Below are 16924 nucleotides of genomic sequence, written 5' to 3' on the forward strand. Positions count from 1 at the left end.
AAATTTAAGATGGCTGTGGACTGGAGCAAAATAAAACGAGTGAGAGGCGAATGCCCAGCGGAGACGCAGGGGGTTTACGCGTCTCTCGAAGAGTTGATTAGGCTGCAGTTTCAGTCGCGTGATTTTTCTTTTTTGCCGTCCCAGCCAGTGAGCTCGATTCTTGCTGGGCGCTATGCATCACGCTTGCGCGGGCGTGGACTCAACTTTGAAGAATTGCGCAAGTACCAGTCCGGTGATGATGTCCGCACGATCGATTGGAAGGTCACAGCGCGTACTCGTAGCCCGTATGTACGGGTCTATACGGAGGAAAAAGACCGAGCTGTGTTAGTGGTCTGTGACCAACGACTCAATATGTTTTGGGGCACCCGTGAACGGTTGAAATCAGTCACTGCGGCACAGGCCGCAGCTCTCGCGGCTTGGCGCGCTACGGCAGTGGGCGACCGCATCGGAGCAGTTATCTTCAATGACGAAGAAGTGATCGAACATCGGCCTCAACGAAGCCAGAAGAGTGTGATGAACGTTCTGAATTCTGTCGTCAGGATGAACCAGAAATTGAAGGTCGATTCTAAGGTCGAGCCAAACCCTTCGATGCTCAATGAGGCGCTGAAAAAAGCACTGACCTTGGCGACTCATGACATGTTAGTCATTATTGTGAGCGACTTTTTCGGAGTAGATAAAACCACCGAGAAGCTCACAGCTAAGCTATCTCAACACAATGATGTGTTGGGTATTTTAGTGACCGACCCTGTGCGCGAGTCCCCCCAAGCGCAGAAGGTTACAGCGAGTGATGGTCGATTGCAGATGGAGATCCCATTTGATCGGAAATCCGTGCGTGACAAAGTAGTAGGGTCCTACCGCGAGGAACGCGATGGGATAGCCCATTTCATGCGTAAGCTTTCAGCGCCTTTGCTTACCTTGAGTAACCAAGGTGACGTAGTGGACCAAATACGTGAATTGTTAGGAGTGCCTTCAAGGCTGAAAAAGTGATGGAAGGAGCAACGCCTAGCCTCAATGATTTACGGAATTTAGCTCTACCAACTGAGCCGAATTGGTGGCCATTGGCGCCAGGTTTGAGCTTTCTTCTAGTGCTCCTGCTGTGGCTAGCACCCTGCTGTGCAGTTGTTAGTTATAGAAAGTACCAAGCGCGTGCGTACCGACGTGCGGGCCTCGCTTTGTTGGCAGATGTTTTTACTGTGAGGGAGTTGTCGGAGCTATTGAAGCGTGTGGCATTGGTGGGCTTCGAGCGTGAGACTGTGGCTTCACTCTACGGTAAAGAATGGGCAGAATTTCTCCAGCAATCATGTGCTGGATTAGAGATGAAGGAGTTGCAGAACTCCGGTGAAGTGAGCCCGAATCTGCGAAGACAGGCTGGTAGGTGGATCAAACAACATAAAGTATGATCACATTTTTACATCCCTGGCTTTTTGCTCTAGTTTTATTGCCCTTGCTTCTTCGGGTAGTACTTCCTGCGCACCGGGAAGCGAAGCAGGCAGTACGAGTGCCGTGGTTTCAACGCATGGTTGAGATGATCGGCGCAACGCCCTCTGATGGTGCGGTGATTGCTGAAACGCGTTTCAGCCAGCGCGTGTTTCATTATTTTTTATGGATTTTGTTGGTCGCTGCTCTGGCGCGCCCTCAATTGGTTGAACCAGCAATCAGCCGCATTACTCCGACTCGAGACCTGCTCTTGTTAGTTGATCTATCAGGTTCGATGGAGGCTGAGGATTTCACCAATACCGAGGGGAAAAAGGTCGATCGATTGACTGCTGTGAAGGAAGTGCTAGACGATTTCCTTACCCGTCGCGAAGGTGATCGAGTGGGTTTGATCGTGTTTGGTAATGCCGCATTCGTGCAGGTGCCTTTCACCCAGGATCTTAAAGTGTGCCGCCAGTTGCTTGATGAGACGGCTGTGCGTATGGCGGGACCGCGTACAGCCTTTGGTGATGCTATCGGGCTGGGTATCACGCTTTTTGAGCGCAGCGAGAACGAGGACAAACTAATGATCGCGCTGACCGACGGCAATGACACAGGGAGTCAGATTCCACCAGCAGAAGCTGCTTCAATCGCCAATGATAAGGGGATTGTCATCCATGTTGTGGGTGTTGGAGACCCCGAATCTGCTGGCGAAGAGAAGCTCGACGAGGAGGCTCTCAAGGCCGTGTCTGAAAATACCAATGGTCAGTACTTTCATGCAAGCGATCGCAAGGAGTTAGATACTATTTACCAAGAAATTGATAAAATGGGAACTCGAGATGTGGAGTCTGAATCGTATCGCCCGCGCCGTGATCTTTTCCATTGGCCACTGGCTGCTTTCTTGTTGCTGAGTGTTGGGGGGCAATGCCTAAGCTTGTTGGTTGATCATTTAAAGAGGCGAGACGCCTCTTCTACGGAGGAGGTTTCACATGGCTGATTTTCACTTTATCCGACCATGGTTTCTTTTGGCCCTGTTGCCAGTGCTGCTGGCAGTGCTGAGCCTTTTGCGCCGAGAAAAGGCTGGTTCTGCTTGGCTCGGGATGATTGATGCGCACTTGCTCAAGCACTTATTAGTGGGTGATGGGAAGTCTTCGCGCATCAAGCCCGCTCACGTTCTCTGTGTCCTATGGTTGGTGAGTGTTTTTGCTCTCGCCGGGCCGAGTTGGCGCAAACAAGCGTCCCCCTTTTCTGACGACCAAACTGGGCTAGTTTTGATTCTCAAGCTGAGCGGCTCGATGGAGGCTACCGACGTTCAGCCATCGCGGCTAGAACGAGCCAAGTTCAAGATTAGAGACTTGCTAAAAATGCGCGAAGGCGCTGCCAGTGCCTTGATCGTGTACAGCGGGAGTGCGCATTTAGTGATGCCTCTGACTAAGGATGATGCAATCATTTCTACCATGGCAGAAGGCCTGACTCCTGCTGTAATGCCGTCTGAAGGTGATGCCCTCAGTGAGGCAATACTGGCGGCTGAGAAGCTGCTCAAAGAGGCTGGAGTCTCAGGCTCAGCATTGGTGCTGGCTGACAGCGTGGATCCGACTCAGGCGACCGAATTGGCCACCGTGGCAGCGGATCTTCCCGTGCATTTCCTCGCTATCCAGTCGCCACAATCACCGAGCGACGCAGGGCTAATGAGTGCGGCCAAGGCTCGTGGAACCGAGTTGATAGTGATGAGCGAGATCGCTGAGGATGTGATCCGTGCCAATGACCTAGCACAGAGTAAAATGTTAGCGGCAACCAACGAAGACGGCAGCGAGCGCTGGCAAGATGCGGGTTATTTCTTGCTGCCATTTATCGTTCTCGGTGCTGGATGTTGGAGTAGAAAGGGGTGGAGGTGTTAGAAGGAAAAAGGAAAAAGGAAAAAGGAAAAAGTCTCTATCAATATGCTTTGGCAGGTGCGCTTATTTCGATAATAGCGTACAGCATTTGGGGTGGTGGATTTGCGCTGCAGACTGCGGATCAGAGGGCTTCCGCGAGTTATAAGAAGGGTGACTACGAATCCGCTGCCGAGCAATTTTCTGATCCGATGTGGCGAGGTGTTTCCTATTTTAAACAAGGCGACTTTAAAAAGGCTGCGGCTGTGTTCTCCGGCATCCAGTCGGCTGACGGATTCTATAACCATGGCAATTCCCTTGTGATGTTAGGTAAGTATGCCGACGCCATATCGAGCTATGATAGGGCATTAGCATTGGGTCCCCACGCCGATGCTGAGCTCAATAGAACGATAGCCAAGGCTCGGATGGATGCTCTCGATTTTGAGGGCGGAAATATGACAGATGGGAAAATTGGCTCAGATGGCATTACCTTTGAAAAAGGGACATCCTCAGAAGACGCGGGCGAGGAAGTAGTCGAGGGTGGTAAGCTAGATGACGCGCAAATGCGAGAAGTCTGGCTACGCAAAGTGCAGACCAAGCCCGCCGACTTTTTGAAATCAAAGTTCATGTACCAAGATGCGGTAAAATCTCAGCCAGGAGGTGAGGGTGAATAAGTGGCTACTCACATGGGTGCTACCGCTGAGCCTGCAGGCCGCGGAGCCTGTGGTGGTGCGTTCTAGCGTGGAACCACAACAAGCATGGCAGGGGCAACGTGTCCTATTGACCATTGAGGTGCTGGGTAAGGATGCCTGGGCGCAAATCCCTAACATGCCCACTCTGCAGGTGTCTGGAGCCTATGTCTTGCCAGCTGATAGCCAAGGGGTGCGGCTGCAGGAGCAAATCGATGGTGCTCAGTACACGGGCCAGCAGTACCAACTTTCTCTCTACCCGCAGCAAGGGGGAACGATAACCATCCCAGCTTTCTCTGTGGAGGTGAAAAGTAAGGTCTGGGGGACGACGGAATCAACGGGTCTTATTAAGCAAATTGTTCCCGCTGTAGAGTTCACCAGCAAGGTGCCACCAGGGGCTAAGGGGCTAGATTGGTTGGTCAGTACGGAGAGCTTTAGTGCGACTCAGACATGGTCTAGCAGCTCCTCAGATATGAAGGTGGGAAATGCCCTGAAGCGCAAGGTCACGCTCACCGCAAACAACGTCGCCGGCATGGCATTCAAGCCGCTGAACTATCCACAGACGGAAGGCCTAGGCATTTATCCAGCAGAGCCAACGGTGGAAGACAAACGTGACCGTGGCAGCCTCAGTGGCCTCCGCAATGAGGAGGTGACGTATATTTTTGAAGGAACTGGAACCGCAGAGATCCCGGCGATCGAGTTGGTTTGGTGGGATTTAAAGAACCAACAGCTGCAGAAAGTGGTACTAGAAGGCCGCTCGATCAAGGTGACTGGATCGACAAAATCCACCTATGCAGATGAGGCAATCACTGAGGAAAGTAATACAGTCTGGTGGAATATAGTACTCGGAGCCATAGTGTTAGCTGCCGGCGTGTTCTGGAAACGCGAGCAGATTTCTGATAATTTTAGAGAACGAAAACGGGCTAGAGCTGAGCACGAAAAAGTTTATTTCGAACGATTCAGAAAGATCGCAGAAACGGGTGACGCGTTGAAGACTCAAGCGGCTCTCATGCAGTGGCTAGATAAGGTCAACACTAGCAATAATCCTGCCCAGTTAGAGCTATTTCTACAACGGTACTCAAATGAGAAATACGCAATAAAATCTTTGTTAGAAGATCCCTGTGAGCTAACTAAGATGATGGCTAAAGCACGTAAAAACTGGCGCAAGGATCAGAAAATAAAAGCCAAGCACGAGGGACTACTACCTGAGCTGAATGGTTAGGTGTTCCGGGGTGCGGTTGGCTCGACGCATGCGGTACGGAGTTTCAGAAGGCTGGGTTTTATTTGTCTAGGTGAGTATAGCTCTAAAGGTGATTTACGGCGTAATGGTTAGTTCTCCGACCACGCGCGTCAAGCCGCGGTCACCGCAGAGCGTGAGTCACGCCCGAGCTCTCCAAATTTCTGGATATCCTCTGTTCAATAATTCATCAGCTTGTTAGTAAATAAGACATGATCAACGGACGTTCCATAACTATAGTTCTAATCTTCATGAGCACATTGCTGGTGGACGTCCAGGCTGAGGATGAGGGGCTTGTTGATGCGGTTCCGAATTACATGTTTTCGGTTGTGCTTGGATCGGGTTTTTACCGAGTAGAAGACGCAACACTGACCACAGTGCGTATTCCCTTTTCCAAAACTTTGAGGGAGCTCAATGCTGAGCAAGATGGAATAAAACTACTCTTACCGGTGACTGTTGGTTATGTGAGCCTGGATCCTGATGACTTCATAGTTGAGATCTTCGGCAGGGGCGAGTTTTTCGGGCTGGATGCCGCGTTCACCGAGCATATTGCGGACACTTTGGTTGTTCTGGACGTGCTCCTTGGTGATGTTGTTTTCGCCTTGTAGGTCGTTTTCGCTGACGTTGTGGTTGGTGATCTCGGTTGCGAGGTTTTTAGCGGCAATGGTGATGGTGGGTAGGAAGTCGTCGAGTGGACGCTTGCCTGGGACTGCTAGCTGGTTTTTCATGCTCTGAGTGGAGTGCCCACCGAAGAGAGCTGCATCGCCTTTTGAGCGGATGCGGCCAAAGCCTTGGCCGTCGACACCACGCTCAAAGATATTTTTTGAGAGCGCGGTCTCGGAGTTCTTGAGTTTTTCGTGGGCCTGAAGGCGTTCGTTGAGGCGGATGCGTTCCTCTATGAGCTCCAGCTTGCGTGTTTGGAGGGCGAAGTAGGTTTGAGCAAAGGCAACAGGTTCCTTTCGGGGATCACCATTCTGGGCGATGAGGTAGCAGGCATAGCGGGTGAGGATGATGTCCTCGATAGCGCGTTCTGCGCCTGAGCCGAGCTGCACCATTTTGTTGACGTCACAAAATGGTTTTCCACCTTCCCGCCAGAGGCTTTGCAGGCTTCTTTGGCGTCGTTGATGACGCGCAGGAAGTTGCGCCACTCTGTGTAGTCGAGGAGTACCTGTAGTTCCCGAGCATACCAGAACTCGATCTCGCCCTGAGCTGAGTGGTTGACGAGTTCGTCAAATTTCGGTTGAAGGAGTTCTATCTGTTTTTTGTTCATAAGAAGGGGCTTGTTGCGAGAGTTTTGACCATTTCCGTGGCATCGCGAAAATGGTCTGAATGCTGTTGGTTAGAGGTCTCGTCCATTGACGTGTTGATTCATTTTGGTGCGGACGCCAGCGAGTTGTTGGAACGTGGAGTTCATGGAGCACAAGTTTTCCTATAAATAAGGCGAAAACAGCCTAGCAGCTCCGTCGCGGAGGCGGGCTGGGAGGGTGCGGGCATTGATTTCATCTAGGGTGATTAGGGTCGCTCTTGCTAGCTTCTCGTCGATGATGGTGTCGAGTTTTTCTGCCAGTTCTGCATCGTAGCACTCTAGGTTGTACTCGAAATTGAGGCGCATGCTGCGGGCGTCCCAGTTGGTGGAGCCGATGAGTGACCAGAGGTGATCGACGACGAGGAGCTTGGTGTGATCGAAGGGGGCGGGTGAGGTGTGGATATTGCAGCCTTTTTCTATCAGGCGTGGGAGTTGGGGGATGACAGCCCAGTTCATGATGGCTATGTTGTTCTTAGAGGGAAGCAGGATGTCGACCTGGACTCCGCGCATGGCTGTGACTGCTAGAGCATCGAGGATGGAGTCGGAGGGGAGAAAGTAAGGGGTGATGATGCGCACGCGATGACGGGCGACTGAGAGGGCCCCTAGGATCATTTCATTGATCTTATCGAGGTCTTCATCTGGGCCATCCGGAACGCCGCGAGCAATGACTGGACCACTGCGTTCAAGAGTGGGAAACCATGTGGGGCCGTTGAGTTCTTCTTTAGTGGTGAAGGCCCAATCGATAGCAAAGGCTTCCTGGAGCTCGGAGACCGCGGGGCCGTCGATGCGGAAGTGGAGGCAGGCGACGGGGAAGACGGGTTTCAGATTGAGACTGTGACCTTCGCGGATGTTAGTGCCGCCGGTGAAGCCGACCTTGCCATCGATCACTAGGATTTTGCGGTGGTTGCGCAGGTTTGCAAAGACCATGCTTAAGGGGGCGCGTGATGGGAGGAAGGCTGCCACGTTGATTCCAGCTTCATTGAGTCGTCCCACCATGCTAGGTTTGGAGTAACGCGAGCCGACGCCATCGATCATCACACGGACTTCTAAGCCCCGTTGTTGGGCATTGATGAGAGCTGTGAGGAATTGTTCACCCACTCTGTCGCTGTCAAAGATGTAGCTGTTGAGTGCGACTGAGACCTCAGCGTTGTCGATGGCTTTGAGCATCTCAGGGTAGGCCGCATCACCATTGATGAGGGGCTCGATCGTATTTCCCATCAAAAGCGGTTTACCAATCAAGCGGGTGCCGAGCTTCACTAGTCCAATCAAGCTCGGGTGATCTAACCGGGCATGGTGAATGGCAATTTTTTCATCTTCCGTTAGATCTTGATCTGGATCGTGGTCCCAGACTTTGGTGAGCCCGAGCGAGACACCAGTGCGTTGGATGCGGTTGATGCCAAGTATCAGGTAGGCAATGGAGCCTATGATCGGCGAAAGCCAAGCAAGGCCGATCCAAGCAACCGCTGACTTCACATCCTTCTTCCGCAGGATTGCATGTAGAGTGACAGCGCAGGCACCAAGAATGTGCAGAGCTGTAGCTACGAATGGCCAAATGACTTTAACTACTTCAATGATTGGTGATTCATCCATCAACTGGGGAGTCTAACGGGTCAGTAGATTCTGTCAATCTTGCTCAAGAAGTCCTTCGATCCATCACAGGATACGCCAAATTTTGAGCATCTAACCAGCATGATGAAGCGAGCTTTAACCACAGATTACGCTGATTTTCACAGATTCTTTCAGCTAGGTAAAGCGGGTTCTACCGCGAAACAGACGAAAGACGCTAAGAGGCCAACATAATGAAACAGCTCTACCACGGATTTCACTAATCGCACGAATGTTCGCTAGCATGATGAAGCGGCGAGTCGCCCCCTTGGGAGCGCTGAGCCCCAGCTCGTCAGCTAACGACCACAGTCGTGCCTCACATGGCTTCAGGCTAACGAAAACTTCAGCACTGGTAGCCCAACGGGCTTGCGGAGCTTAGCCCAGTGTTGTGACGCAGTCGCTACACTGGGGTTCAATCAAAACCCTAGCCAACTCTGAAGGAGTCGTGGAGTAATACCATCGTGAGTACGATTACTGCTCATCCAATGTTCTGCCCGTACCCATCGTGCTGGAATTATTGATTCTTAATTGGAACAAAGCGATCTCTACCACGAATCTCACCAATCCCACGAATGGTAGCAGGCAAGTAAAAGTGTTACCTATGTTCTGACCGTACCCGAAAGCAAAAATTTCTAACTCGTAATTCCTAATTCCTAATTGGAGCGCAGCGACTTCTACCACCAATCACACTAATCGCACGAATGATAAAGCTGAAGTGTGACGGTCTCTGCACGTAGCGCGACCGTCTCGGTCGCTCAAAATAATCCAGCGAAGCTGCTGAATCACAGTGCTTATAGTCTCATTTAGTCTGTCTCATAGGTCAGCATCAGTCACGTAGAAGAGCGCTTCCAGCCTCTTTCTCCCAGGCCTGTCAGATGAAGCCTTTCTTAATGCGCCCCAAGAGCCCTCACCACTTCCATCACAGTAAATGCCAAAAACAACATTCTACATAAATAACTTGCATAACCTTCTCATGGAAGACGCGGCGCCCAATCGCGGATCAGCTACGAGAGCCCTATTAATATGACAATTGCCACCATAACCCAAAACTTGAAGTACACTGAGGATCCGAGATGGGTGTGCTTTATGTTAACTAAGGAATCGACTCTGATCCTTTCAAAATTCTCCGAGTCCTTCTGACAATCTAACTGCTAAAATGCTATCAGAGGTTTCTCCACAAAACCTAGTTCCCAGAAAAAAGTAGAAAAAATTACAGCGTTTTTTTCTCCTCAGTGTATTTCGGTAAGCATGGAAATCATGGCAATATCACGGCGGTTCTCAATATCTATGGGTGGTGTATTCACCAAGTTGGCTACCGTCATTGGATTATGCGCTCTCATCTCTGTGTCGCTAGCACAGGCTGGTGAGTTCCATACGCCTGAGAAAGACAAAGGCGGGCTGACCGAGAATGCTAAGGTAGAAGCAAAGCTCCCTAACGTGCTGATTCTGGGTGATTCCATTTCTATCGGTTACACCAGACAGGTTCGCAAGGGGCTTGAAGGTAAGGCCAATGTGATCCGCCCGAAAGCGAATTGCGGTGACACCCCGAGAGGTCTTGCCAAGATCGATGGCTGGCTCGGTGACAAGAAATGGGATGTCATCCATTTCAACTGGGGTTTGTGGGATTTATGCTACCGTCACCCTGAATCAAAGACACAAGGTAGTGGCGACAAAGTCAAAGGCACCGTCTCGACACCACTTCCCGAGTATGAAAAAAATCTGCAGAAACTGGTAGTCCGACTGAAGAAAACCGGAGCAACCCTGATATGGGCGAGCACAACGGTGGTGCCTGAAGGCGAGGCTGGACGAATCGTCGGTGACGATATCAAGTACAATGCTGCCGCGGCACGTGTGATGAAAAAACATGGCGTGGCGATCAACGATCTTCACGTGACCTCCGCTGCGTTCACGCCGGACATGTTTACCAAAGCTGGTGATGTTCATTATAAACCCGCAGGTTCCGCGAAACTTGCCGCTCAGGTGGTGGCTGTCATTTTCAAAGCATTGCCTGCACAGCCCGGAGGCGCATCTGTGATCGACTGTCATGTCCACCTCTATCTCCTTTCTAGGCCAGAGGGAATCAGCTGGATCAAGAAGGACAACAAGCACCTCTACCGCGATCATCGGCCAGAAGATTTTGCAAAAGTGGCCAAGTCTAACGACGTAAACGGTGTGGTAATTGTCCAGGCTGGTCAGAGCATCCCTGACAACCAGTGGAACCTGGATGTTTCCGCCAGTGACAAAACGCTCTACCGAGGTGTCGTCGGAAACCTTTCCAAAGTCATTGGAACCGACAAATTCGCTCCCTTCTTCAACACCCTCTGCAAAGATCCGCGCTATCTAGGCTACCGGCTATCAGGTCGCTACGCGGATGATTTGAGTGAGGCGTTCTTCCGTGACCTTGAAGCCACCGCGAATGCGGGTAAAAGCGTCGATTTTCTTGTTGGAAAATATTCTTTCAAGGATGTCGCGGCTATTGCCAAACGCGTTCCAAAACTTCGTGTCATCATCGATCATTTCGGAAGTGTTAGGCTCGAAGGCAAACCACTGGACCTGCAATGGGTGAAGGATTTCCGCGCTGTGGCGAAACATAAGAATGTCTATTGCAAGGTCTCGGCACTCTTCGGCAGAGTTGCAAAACAGCCTGCTCCGAAAAACCTCGCGTTCTACCAACCGGTTCTGGATCTCGCTTTCGACTGCTACGGTGAGGATCGGCTGGTTTATGGCAGCGACTGGCCAGTCACCAAGACCACGGCAGAATACGCCGCAGTTCTGAAGCTGACCCGCAGCTACTTCGAGCCTAAAGGAACCGAGGCTTGCGAAAAATTATTCCACCGCAATGCGGAAAAATTCTACGCAATTCCGCCTGCCAATTAGAGATAGTTAGATTTTTTGAGGGAGCGTTTGAGCTTGCTGTTGAGAGGGGGTGATTTTGAGATTGCCTGGTGATAAAGATACCCGTCGTTGTTGAGCCTGTTTTTGAGAGGCTCATACAATAATTGTCTATCTTACAGAGATAAACCGTCCTACATCACCGGTTTAATAACGTACATCTTGTTTTTGTCGTCTACCCGGAATAGCCGCAGGTCGCCAGTCAGGCCGTACATGTTGTTGTCGGCATCGAAGACCATCGTCTTGTAGTACTCAGGGAAACCGGGGTTGGGTGTCGCACCTTCAATCTTCTGTTTCTTGGGTTTTCCAGTGTCGAAGAGTGCGCCGTTGTTAATCATCGATCCCACTGCGAAGCGGCTGCCGTCATGTGTCACACCGAAGCCGTAGGCCATAACGGTTGTTCGATATAGTTCGGGATCTCCCGTGGTGGGAAGGCGCATGTTGACGTCCCCATAAGTCACAACATGTACGTCACTCTTATGGTGAAAGGCGTACGCCGTCTGATGTGCGGACGCATTATAGAATACCTCTCTTGTTGAAACGATTTTGCCGCTCGCGATGGAGTAGGTGGTCACTGCCGATGCCTTGCCGTCGGCCTTCTCATGGGTCAACACAGCTTCCAAATCAGCATTGAATTTGACGCGTCCGCCCAACTTCTTTTCGGACGTCGTATCCTGGCCACGTGAGATCAGCGTCAGGGTCTGGCCATCGGGGCTGATGCATCCCACATGTGTCGGCGCCGCTTTCTCATCGTGCTTGATTGTGGCAGTCGTCTTGCCGTCGGCCATGTTGACGATTGAAAAAACGCCATCCTTTGTCCGATAAGCCAGCAGATTGGCCTTCTTCGATACGAGAAACACTTTGTCGCCACCGGAGTCGAACCCGCCGACTTGTTCGATGTCGTTTTTTTCGCTTACAATCTTGCCAGTTTTGCGGTCACGTACCGATATCTTTTAGCCAAAATTACCGTCAGCGCAGAATATCAACGTACCATCGGCGTTCACTGCCAGATCCTTGATGTCCTGATCGACCCGCGTGCGCTTGGAGACCTCGAGAGTTTTCGGATCGTGTTGGTAAATGACACGGTTTCGCGTCGATGAAATCAGCACGCTGCCATCTGCATTGACGTCGATCGAGTCGGCGTGGACGGTAGCGACCATGGCTACAAGCGCAATTAATAGTTTATTCATATTGGTTTCTTTTATTGATCGTCAAATTTCATGACCCGTACATATGAGGCGAGACCAAGACCGTACTCGCTCCCCCGAGCAAAACTCTCAACATAATGCCTTGCCGTTGCCGACGGGAAATAGCACAAAATCCCTTCTCGGACTTGGTAGGGTCGCTTTGATCTTGCGCCGTCGCGAGTAATTATTAGCTCTTCACCAGATAAGGAATTCTTTAAAAAAGCCCACAGTACACGACAATTTTTTCATACAAAATTACCAGAATTCCTCAAAATTATCAAAATGGGTATCTGATGGATCAAAGCTCATCATACCAGAGTCAATAACCACTCCAAGGTTTCGTCACACTGAGCGATCACATTGATTGTAGAATCCAGTGCTTAAATTTTTGTCGTGTAGTGTGAAAAAAGCTCACTGGATCCATAGCGATTCAGTGAGCTTTTCTAGGCGAAAACTCAGCAAGACGATGAAAGAAGAACAAAGCAAGGCGGGTAGAGTGGATAAAGAGTTAAAAATGAAATTAGATTGTGTTGAAGTCGACAATCACATCTTTTAAAATTCACTAAGCAGACCATTACTGATGTTCACTAATCCACCAAATCATTACTCTATTATCGGAGTCTTTCTCACTTTCTTACTGGCATCTTGCAGTGAGAAACAGGACACCAATGGCCAAAGCGGAGCTGAAGCGATCGTCGTAGTGGAGCATAACAAGCTCGATTACAATCGGGACGTCTAGCCAATCCTGTCGAACTATTGCTACCATTGCCATGGTCCGGACACTGCGAGCCGTCAGCCAAAGTCTGATCCTCTGAGACTTGATTTACGTGATCAGGCATTGGCGTATACAAATGGCAAAGAGGTGAAGGCCATCGTTCCCGGAAAGCCTGACGAAAGTGAGCTGATAAGGCGGATCGAATCTCATGATCCAGAGCTTATGATGCCCCAGGATAAGGCCAAGCTGCTGAATAAAGATCAAATCGCTTTACTGAGAAGGTGGATTGAAGAAGGAGCAGAGTTCCGTGATCATTGGGCATTTGAGGCTCCGGTGAAGAGTCCGGTGCCAGAGAACGCTGATAAGAATTGGGCGAAAAATGCGGTGGATTCTTTTGTGCTAGCGAAGTTGGCTAAGAAAGGCTTGGAGCCAAATGAGGAAGCCACTCGTCCTAGGTTGATTCGGCGTGTGACGCTAGATTTAACTGGGCTGCTGCCGACTCCAGAGGAGGTGAAAGCATTTGTCGAAGATGAGACTGACACAGCCTACGCCAAGGTCGTGGACCGGCTACTGGCATCAACGGCCTACGGTGAGCAAAGAGCACGCTACTGGTTAGATTATTCCCGCTACGTGACACGCACCGGATTCACGTAGACGCCTACAGGCAGATTTGGCCGTTTAGAGATTATTTGATCAGGAGCTTCAATGACGACAAGCGGTTTGATCGGTTTACTAAAGAACTCATTGCGGGAGATTTACTGCCAGATGGTGATCTAGATGCCCAGGTAGCTACTGGTTTTATCCGCGCTGGCTTAGTGTCGGGCGAAGGTGGGACGATCCCTCAAGAACTCTGGGTGAATAATAAACGCAAGCGGACCGAAGCATTTGGCGCGGTATTTATGGGGATGACGACTGGTTGTGCAGTTTGCCACGATCACAAGTACGACCCACTTAGCGCGCGGGATTTGTACGCGCTCAGTGCTTATTTTGGAAATGTCGATGAAAAGCCTCATCACAACGACAAGGATAACTGGGCACCGATACAGGTGATCCCACATGACGCGGATCTTCCGGCTTACAATGCCCTGCTTGCTAAAAAATCGGCGGCTCAGGCTGAGCTAAGCAAGCTGACGTTGGGAGTCGATGCCGAGGTGGCGAAGTGGCTGACGAGTGCTGACGGACCTAAGCCAGTGGCTCAGAAGTCATTGATCACCCATTTACCGATGGTTGATTCTAACGGCCACGAGATCGAGGATGTGATCACAGCAAAGAGCTACAAGTTTGAAGGAGCTCCGGCCTTGATTGATGAATACCCACTTCTTGAGGGATCGTTTAGAATGGATAACAACACACGCTTCCAGCTGAAAGAAGTTGGTGATTTTGAGAAAGATCAGCCATTCACGGTTTCTACCTGGATGCGCTGGAATGAAGAACTGCTCGGCCAAGGTTCTGAGAAAGGATCGATTCTTTCCCGCATGGATGGCAAAGCAATCCGTGGATGGGAAATTCAACTATTGAAGGGCAACGTGTCGGTACTGCTGAGCGACACTGCGGAGACCAACGCCCTCCAAGTGACGAGCACGCAGAAAATCCAACGCATCAAGTGGGTGCACCTCGCTGTTAGTTACGATGGCTCAGCCAAAGCGGCAGGTGTGCGTCTTTATATCAATGGCGAGCACGCGCCACTGGAGACAAAGCTGGATAAGCTCACAGGCACGATCAAGACAGCAATGCCATTTAACCTGGGTAGGAGAGCAGGGGAAGACGCCAATGCCTTTCCATTGCGCGCTACTGGCCTGCAAGATATTAGAATTTTCAATCGCTCATTGGCTGCCGATGAGATTGCAAAACTGCCATGGTTTGACCCACTTTCCAGAGTGCTGGCGAAGAAGAAAACGTATCCAGGCTCAGGAAAATTGGCGTGGAGTCCATTTGAGGTTTCAGCGGCGAGGAATATTTACTTAGAGAAAAATGCCAAGGCCCTCGCATTGCGCCAATCGATTGACCAACTCGATGAGAAACTGCTAGTTCTGACTGATAAAGTCGAGGTGTCACATTACAGAGGTGCGAATAAGTCAGAACCAGAAAGTAAGAAGCTGAGTGAGGATTTGGTGAAAATGTACCAAGGCACACTAGGTTCAGGAACCATGGTCTGTAAGGAAAAATCCACTCCTGCATTTGCCCATGTACTAGACCGAGGTGACTACGGAGCTCGGAAGGAAAGGGTCTACGCGTCCACTCCTTCCTTCCTGCCAGAGCCACCAGCAGGTGCGCCGGCTAACCGACTAGGATTGGCTCAATGGCTAGTCATGAAAGAGAATCCTCTCACCGCTAGGGTGACAGTGAACCGCGTCTGGCAAGAATTATTCGGTGTTGGGCTGGTGGAAACTCCTGGTGATTTTGGCATCGTAGGGAGTCGCCCGAGTCATCCTAAATTACTAGATTATCTAGCGATCGATTTCCGTGATGGGGACAAAGCCGGTGAGGAATGGCAATGGAAGCGCCTCTATCGTAAATTAGTGATGTCCATGACCTACCGCCAAAGTGCCAGAGTTTCTGAGAAAGCGCAAAATGAGGACAGGCTAAATATCTATTACTCGCATGCTCCTAGATACCGGATGGATGCTGAGATGCTGCGTGATGCAGCCCTCCAGTCGGCTGGGCTTCTGAACAGAGACAAGCTCGGAGGACCACCATTCTATGGTTACCAACCAGTGGGGATTTGGAGTAACGCTTACCCTTCGAATACCAAAATCTACAACCAGCACAAGGCACCCATCATATACCGTCGCAGTATGTATCAGTTTGTGAAGCGCACAGCTGTTCACCCTGAGCTGAGTATCTTTGATGCCACAGACCGTCTGATGGCATGTGTTCGCCGTGATCGGACAAACACTCCCTTAGCTGCTCTGGCTTTACTCAATGACGTCACATTTCTTGAAGCCGCTCGGGTGTTAGGCGCTACCGCTATCCAGCAAGGTGCAGACGTGAATCAACGCTTGGATTTCATGGCTCAACGGGTTTGGGGCAGGAATATGGAAGCTCCGGAGTTGGAATCGTTCACCGAGCGACTCAAAGAAATAAAAACAAAAATAGGAGCTGATGACGCCAGTAAACTATTATTGCTTGGGGAATTCAAGCAACCCGGTGACCTAGACCCCGTAGAGAGCGCCGCTTGGATGAGCCTCGCGAGCATTTTACTCAACAGTGACGAATTCTTAAACAAATAAGAGAGATAGAAAACACACAATCATGTTCCGACCACAACGGTCAAGGCCCTACGCTTTGGGACTTACCTATACCTCAAGAACTTAAAGAGCAGTGGAAAAATGGCATCACTAGACGCCACTTTCTTAATCTCAGTAGCTCCACCCTCGGCGGCTTGGGGCTGGCTTCACTTTTTGGCAATAACACGGCTACCACCTCGGCAGCCACGGACTGGGTAACAAGATCACCATGCACGAGGAAAGCGTACACGTTCCCATGTTTGGCACCGGCCCCGGTATCAAAGGCGGCAAGCGCTCAAAATCGCTGGTGTCCTCGCTCGACCTCTATCCGACTCTTCTCACATTGGCTGGAACGTAGATTCCTGACTGGGCGATGGGACGTTCTCTAATTCCCACTTTCAAAGACCCTAACACCACCGTCCGCCAGACCGTTTTCAGCGAGTGTGTCGGCGTCGGTGGCAAACCCGGTCAGGGTCACCGCATGGCCAGCGACGGCCGCTACAAGCTGATCCTCACCGGGACCGATGAACTCTATCTCTTTGACCACAGCAAGGACCCAGCAGAACTCACCAATGTGATAAATAATCCCGAGTACGCCAAAGTCAGAAAACGCCTAGAATCCGAGCTGGCCCAATGGATGAAACTCATCGGCGACCGGTCCCCACCGTTCCCAGTTTCTCCCAGCCAGCAACCCTCTGGCAATGCTGGAGAATGAACTAGCAGTGAACTCGACTTTTCACTCGCAGATTTCAGCTCAATCTGTCTAATAATTCTGGGCAAAT

General features: G+C 50.7%; 13 protein-coding genes and 3 pseudogenes. 12 read left to right on the forward strand and 4 right to left on the reverse strand.

The annotated features are described in order from the left end of the window. Positions 1-9 precede the first annotated feature (9 nt). The 6 genes from BSZ32_RS08130 to BSZ32_RS08155 are packed head-to-tail and all read left to right on the forward strand — an operon-like array spanning position 10 to position 5195. Positions 10-987: a DUF58 domain-containing protein gene (locus BSZ32_RS08130; RefSeq protein ID WP_105042982.1), complete on the forward strand. Its 978-nt coding sequence runs from the start codon at positions 10-12 to the stop codon at positions 985-987. Continuing rightward, positions 987-1400 (forward strand): DUF4381 domain-containing protein, encoded by a 414-nt coding sequence (locus tag BSZ32_RS08135; protein ID WP_105042983.1) that lies wholly within the window; start codon positions 987-989, stop codon positions 1398-1400. The genes BSZ32_RS08130 and BSZ32_RS08135 overlap by 1 nt, the downstream gene beginning before the upstream one ends. After that, a complete protein-coding gene (locus BSZ32_RS08140) occupies positions 1397-2410 on the forward strand; it encodes a VWA domain-containing protein (RefSeq protein WP_105042984.1) in 1014 nt (337 codons plus the stop codon). The genes BSZ32_RS08135 and BSZ32_RS08140 overlap by 4 nt, the downstream gene beginning before the upstream one ends. Further along, positions 2403-3311, forward strand: coding sequence for a VWA domain-containing protein (locus BSZ32_RS08145; protein WP_105042985.1), 909 nt, complete (start codon positions 2403-2405; stop codon positions 3309-3311). The genes BSZ32_RS08140 and BSZ32_RS08145 overlap by 8 nt, the downstream gene beginning before the upstream one ends. Beyond that, positions 3305-3958, forward strand: coding sequence for a tetratricopeptide repeat protein (locus BSZ32_RS08150; protein WP_129589659.1), 654 nt, complete (start codon positions 3305-3307; stop codon positions 3956-3958). Before BSZ32_RS08145 ends, BSZ32_RS08150 begins: the two co-directional genes overlap by 7 nt. Beyond that, on the forward strand, positions 3951-5195 hold the full coding sequence (locus BSZ32_RS08155) for a BatD family protein (protein WP_165788730.1): 1245 nt from the start codon (positions 3951-3953) through the stop codon (positions 5193-5195). The genes BSZ32_RS08150 and BSZ32_RS08155 overlap by 8 nt, the downstream gene beginning before the upstream one ends. Before the next feature lie 458 nt (positions 5196-5653). On the opposite strand, the pseudogene dinD reads toward BSZ32_RS08155, so the two are convergent. Next, positions 5654-6480: pseudogene (dinD, locus tag BSZ32_RS08160) on the reverse strand (DNA damage-inducible protein D). A 159-nt stretch (positions 6481-6639) separates the two neighbouring features. After that, complete coding sequence (gene cls / locus BSZ32_RS08165) at positions 6640-8106, reverse strand: cardiolipin synthase (protein WP_105042988.1); 1467 nt, start codon at positions 8104-8106, stop codon at positions 6640-6642. Between the two features lie 1272 nt (positions 8107-9378). On the opposite strand from cls, the gene BSZ32_RS08175 reads away from it, so the two are divergent. Continuing rightward, positions 9379-10998, forward strand: a complete 1620-nt coding sequence (locus BSZ32_RS08175; protein WP_129589660.1) for an amidohydrolase family protein — start codon at positions 9379-9381, stop codon at positions 10996-10998. A 149-nt stretch (positions 10999-11147) separates the two neighbouring features. On the opposite strand, the gene BSZ32_RS08180 is transcribed toward BSZ32_RS08175, so the two are convergent. Further along, entirely contained in the window at positions 11148-11873 is a 726-nt protein-coding gene (locus BSZ32_RS08180) for a hypothetical protein (protein ID WP_105042991.1), read from the reverse strand. A gap of 93 nt (positions 11874-11966) precedes the next feature. Continuing rightward, positions 11967-12203 (reverse strand): NHL repeat-containing protein, encoded by a 237-nt coding sequence (locus BSZ32_RS08185; protein ID WP_105042992.1) that lies wholly within the window; start codon positions 12201-12203, stop codon positions 11967-11969. 577 nt (positions 12204-12780) lie between these two features. Between BSZ32_RS08185 and BSZ32_RS18780 the strand changes: the two genes are divergently transcribed. The 5 genes and pseudogenes from BSZ32_RS18780 (at position 12781) to BSZ32_RS08205 (ending at position 16857) form a co-directional block, all read left to right on the forward strand. Beyond that, positions 12781-12939, forward strand: coding sequence for a hypothetical protein (locus BSZ32_RS18780; protein WP_165788731.1), 159 nt, complete (start codon positions 12781-12783; stop codon positions 12937-12939). 6 nt (positions 12940-12945) lie between these two features. After that, positions 12946-13856: pseudogene (locus BSZ32_RS20210) on the forward strand (DUF1549 domain-containing protein); the annotation flags it as partial. Positions 13857-13961: 105 nt separating this feature from the next. Continuing rightward, positions 13962-16145 (forward strand): DUF1553 domain-containing protein, encoded by a 2184-nt coding sequence (locus BSZ32_RS20215; protein ID WP_338066254.1) that lies wholly within the window; start codon positions 13962-13964, stop codon positions 16143-16145. A gap of 193 nt (positions 16146-16338) precedes the next feature. Further along, positions 16339-16500: pseudogene (locus tag BSZ32_RS08200) on the forward strand (sulfatase-like hydrolase/transferase); the annotation flags it as partial. Beyond that, the gene (locus tag BSZ32_RS08205) at positions 16501-16857 is read left to right on the forward strand and encodes a sulfatase/phosphatase domain-containing protein (RefSeq protein ID WP_338066255.1); all 357 of its coding nucleotides are present in this window, start codon (positions 16501-16503) and stop codon (positions 16855-16857) included. The last annotated feature ends 67 nt before the right edge of the window (positions 16858-16924 follow it).

The sequence above is a fragment of the Rubritalea profundi genome (assembly GCF_002954445.1).
GTDB classification, from domain to species: domain Bacteria; phylum Verrucomicrobiota; class Verrucomicrobiia; order Verrucomicrobiales; family Akkermansiaceae; genus Rubritalea; species Rubritalea profundi.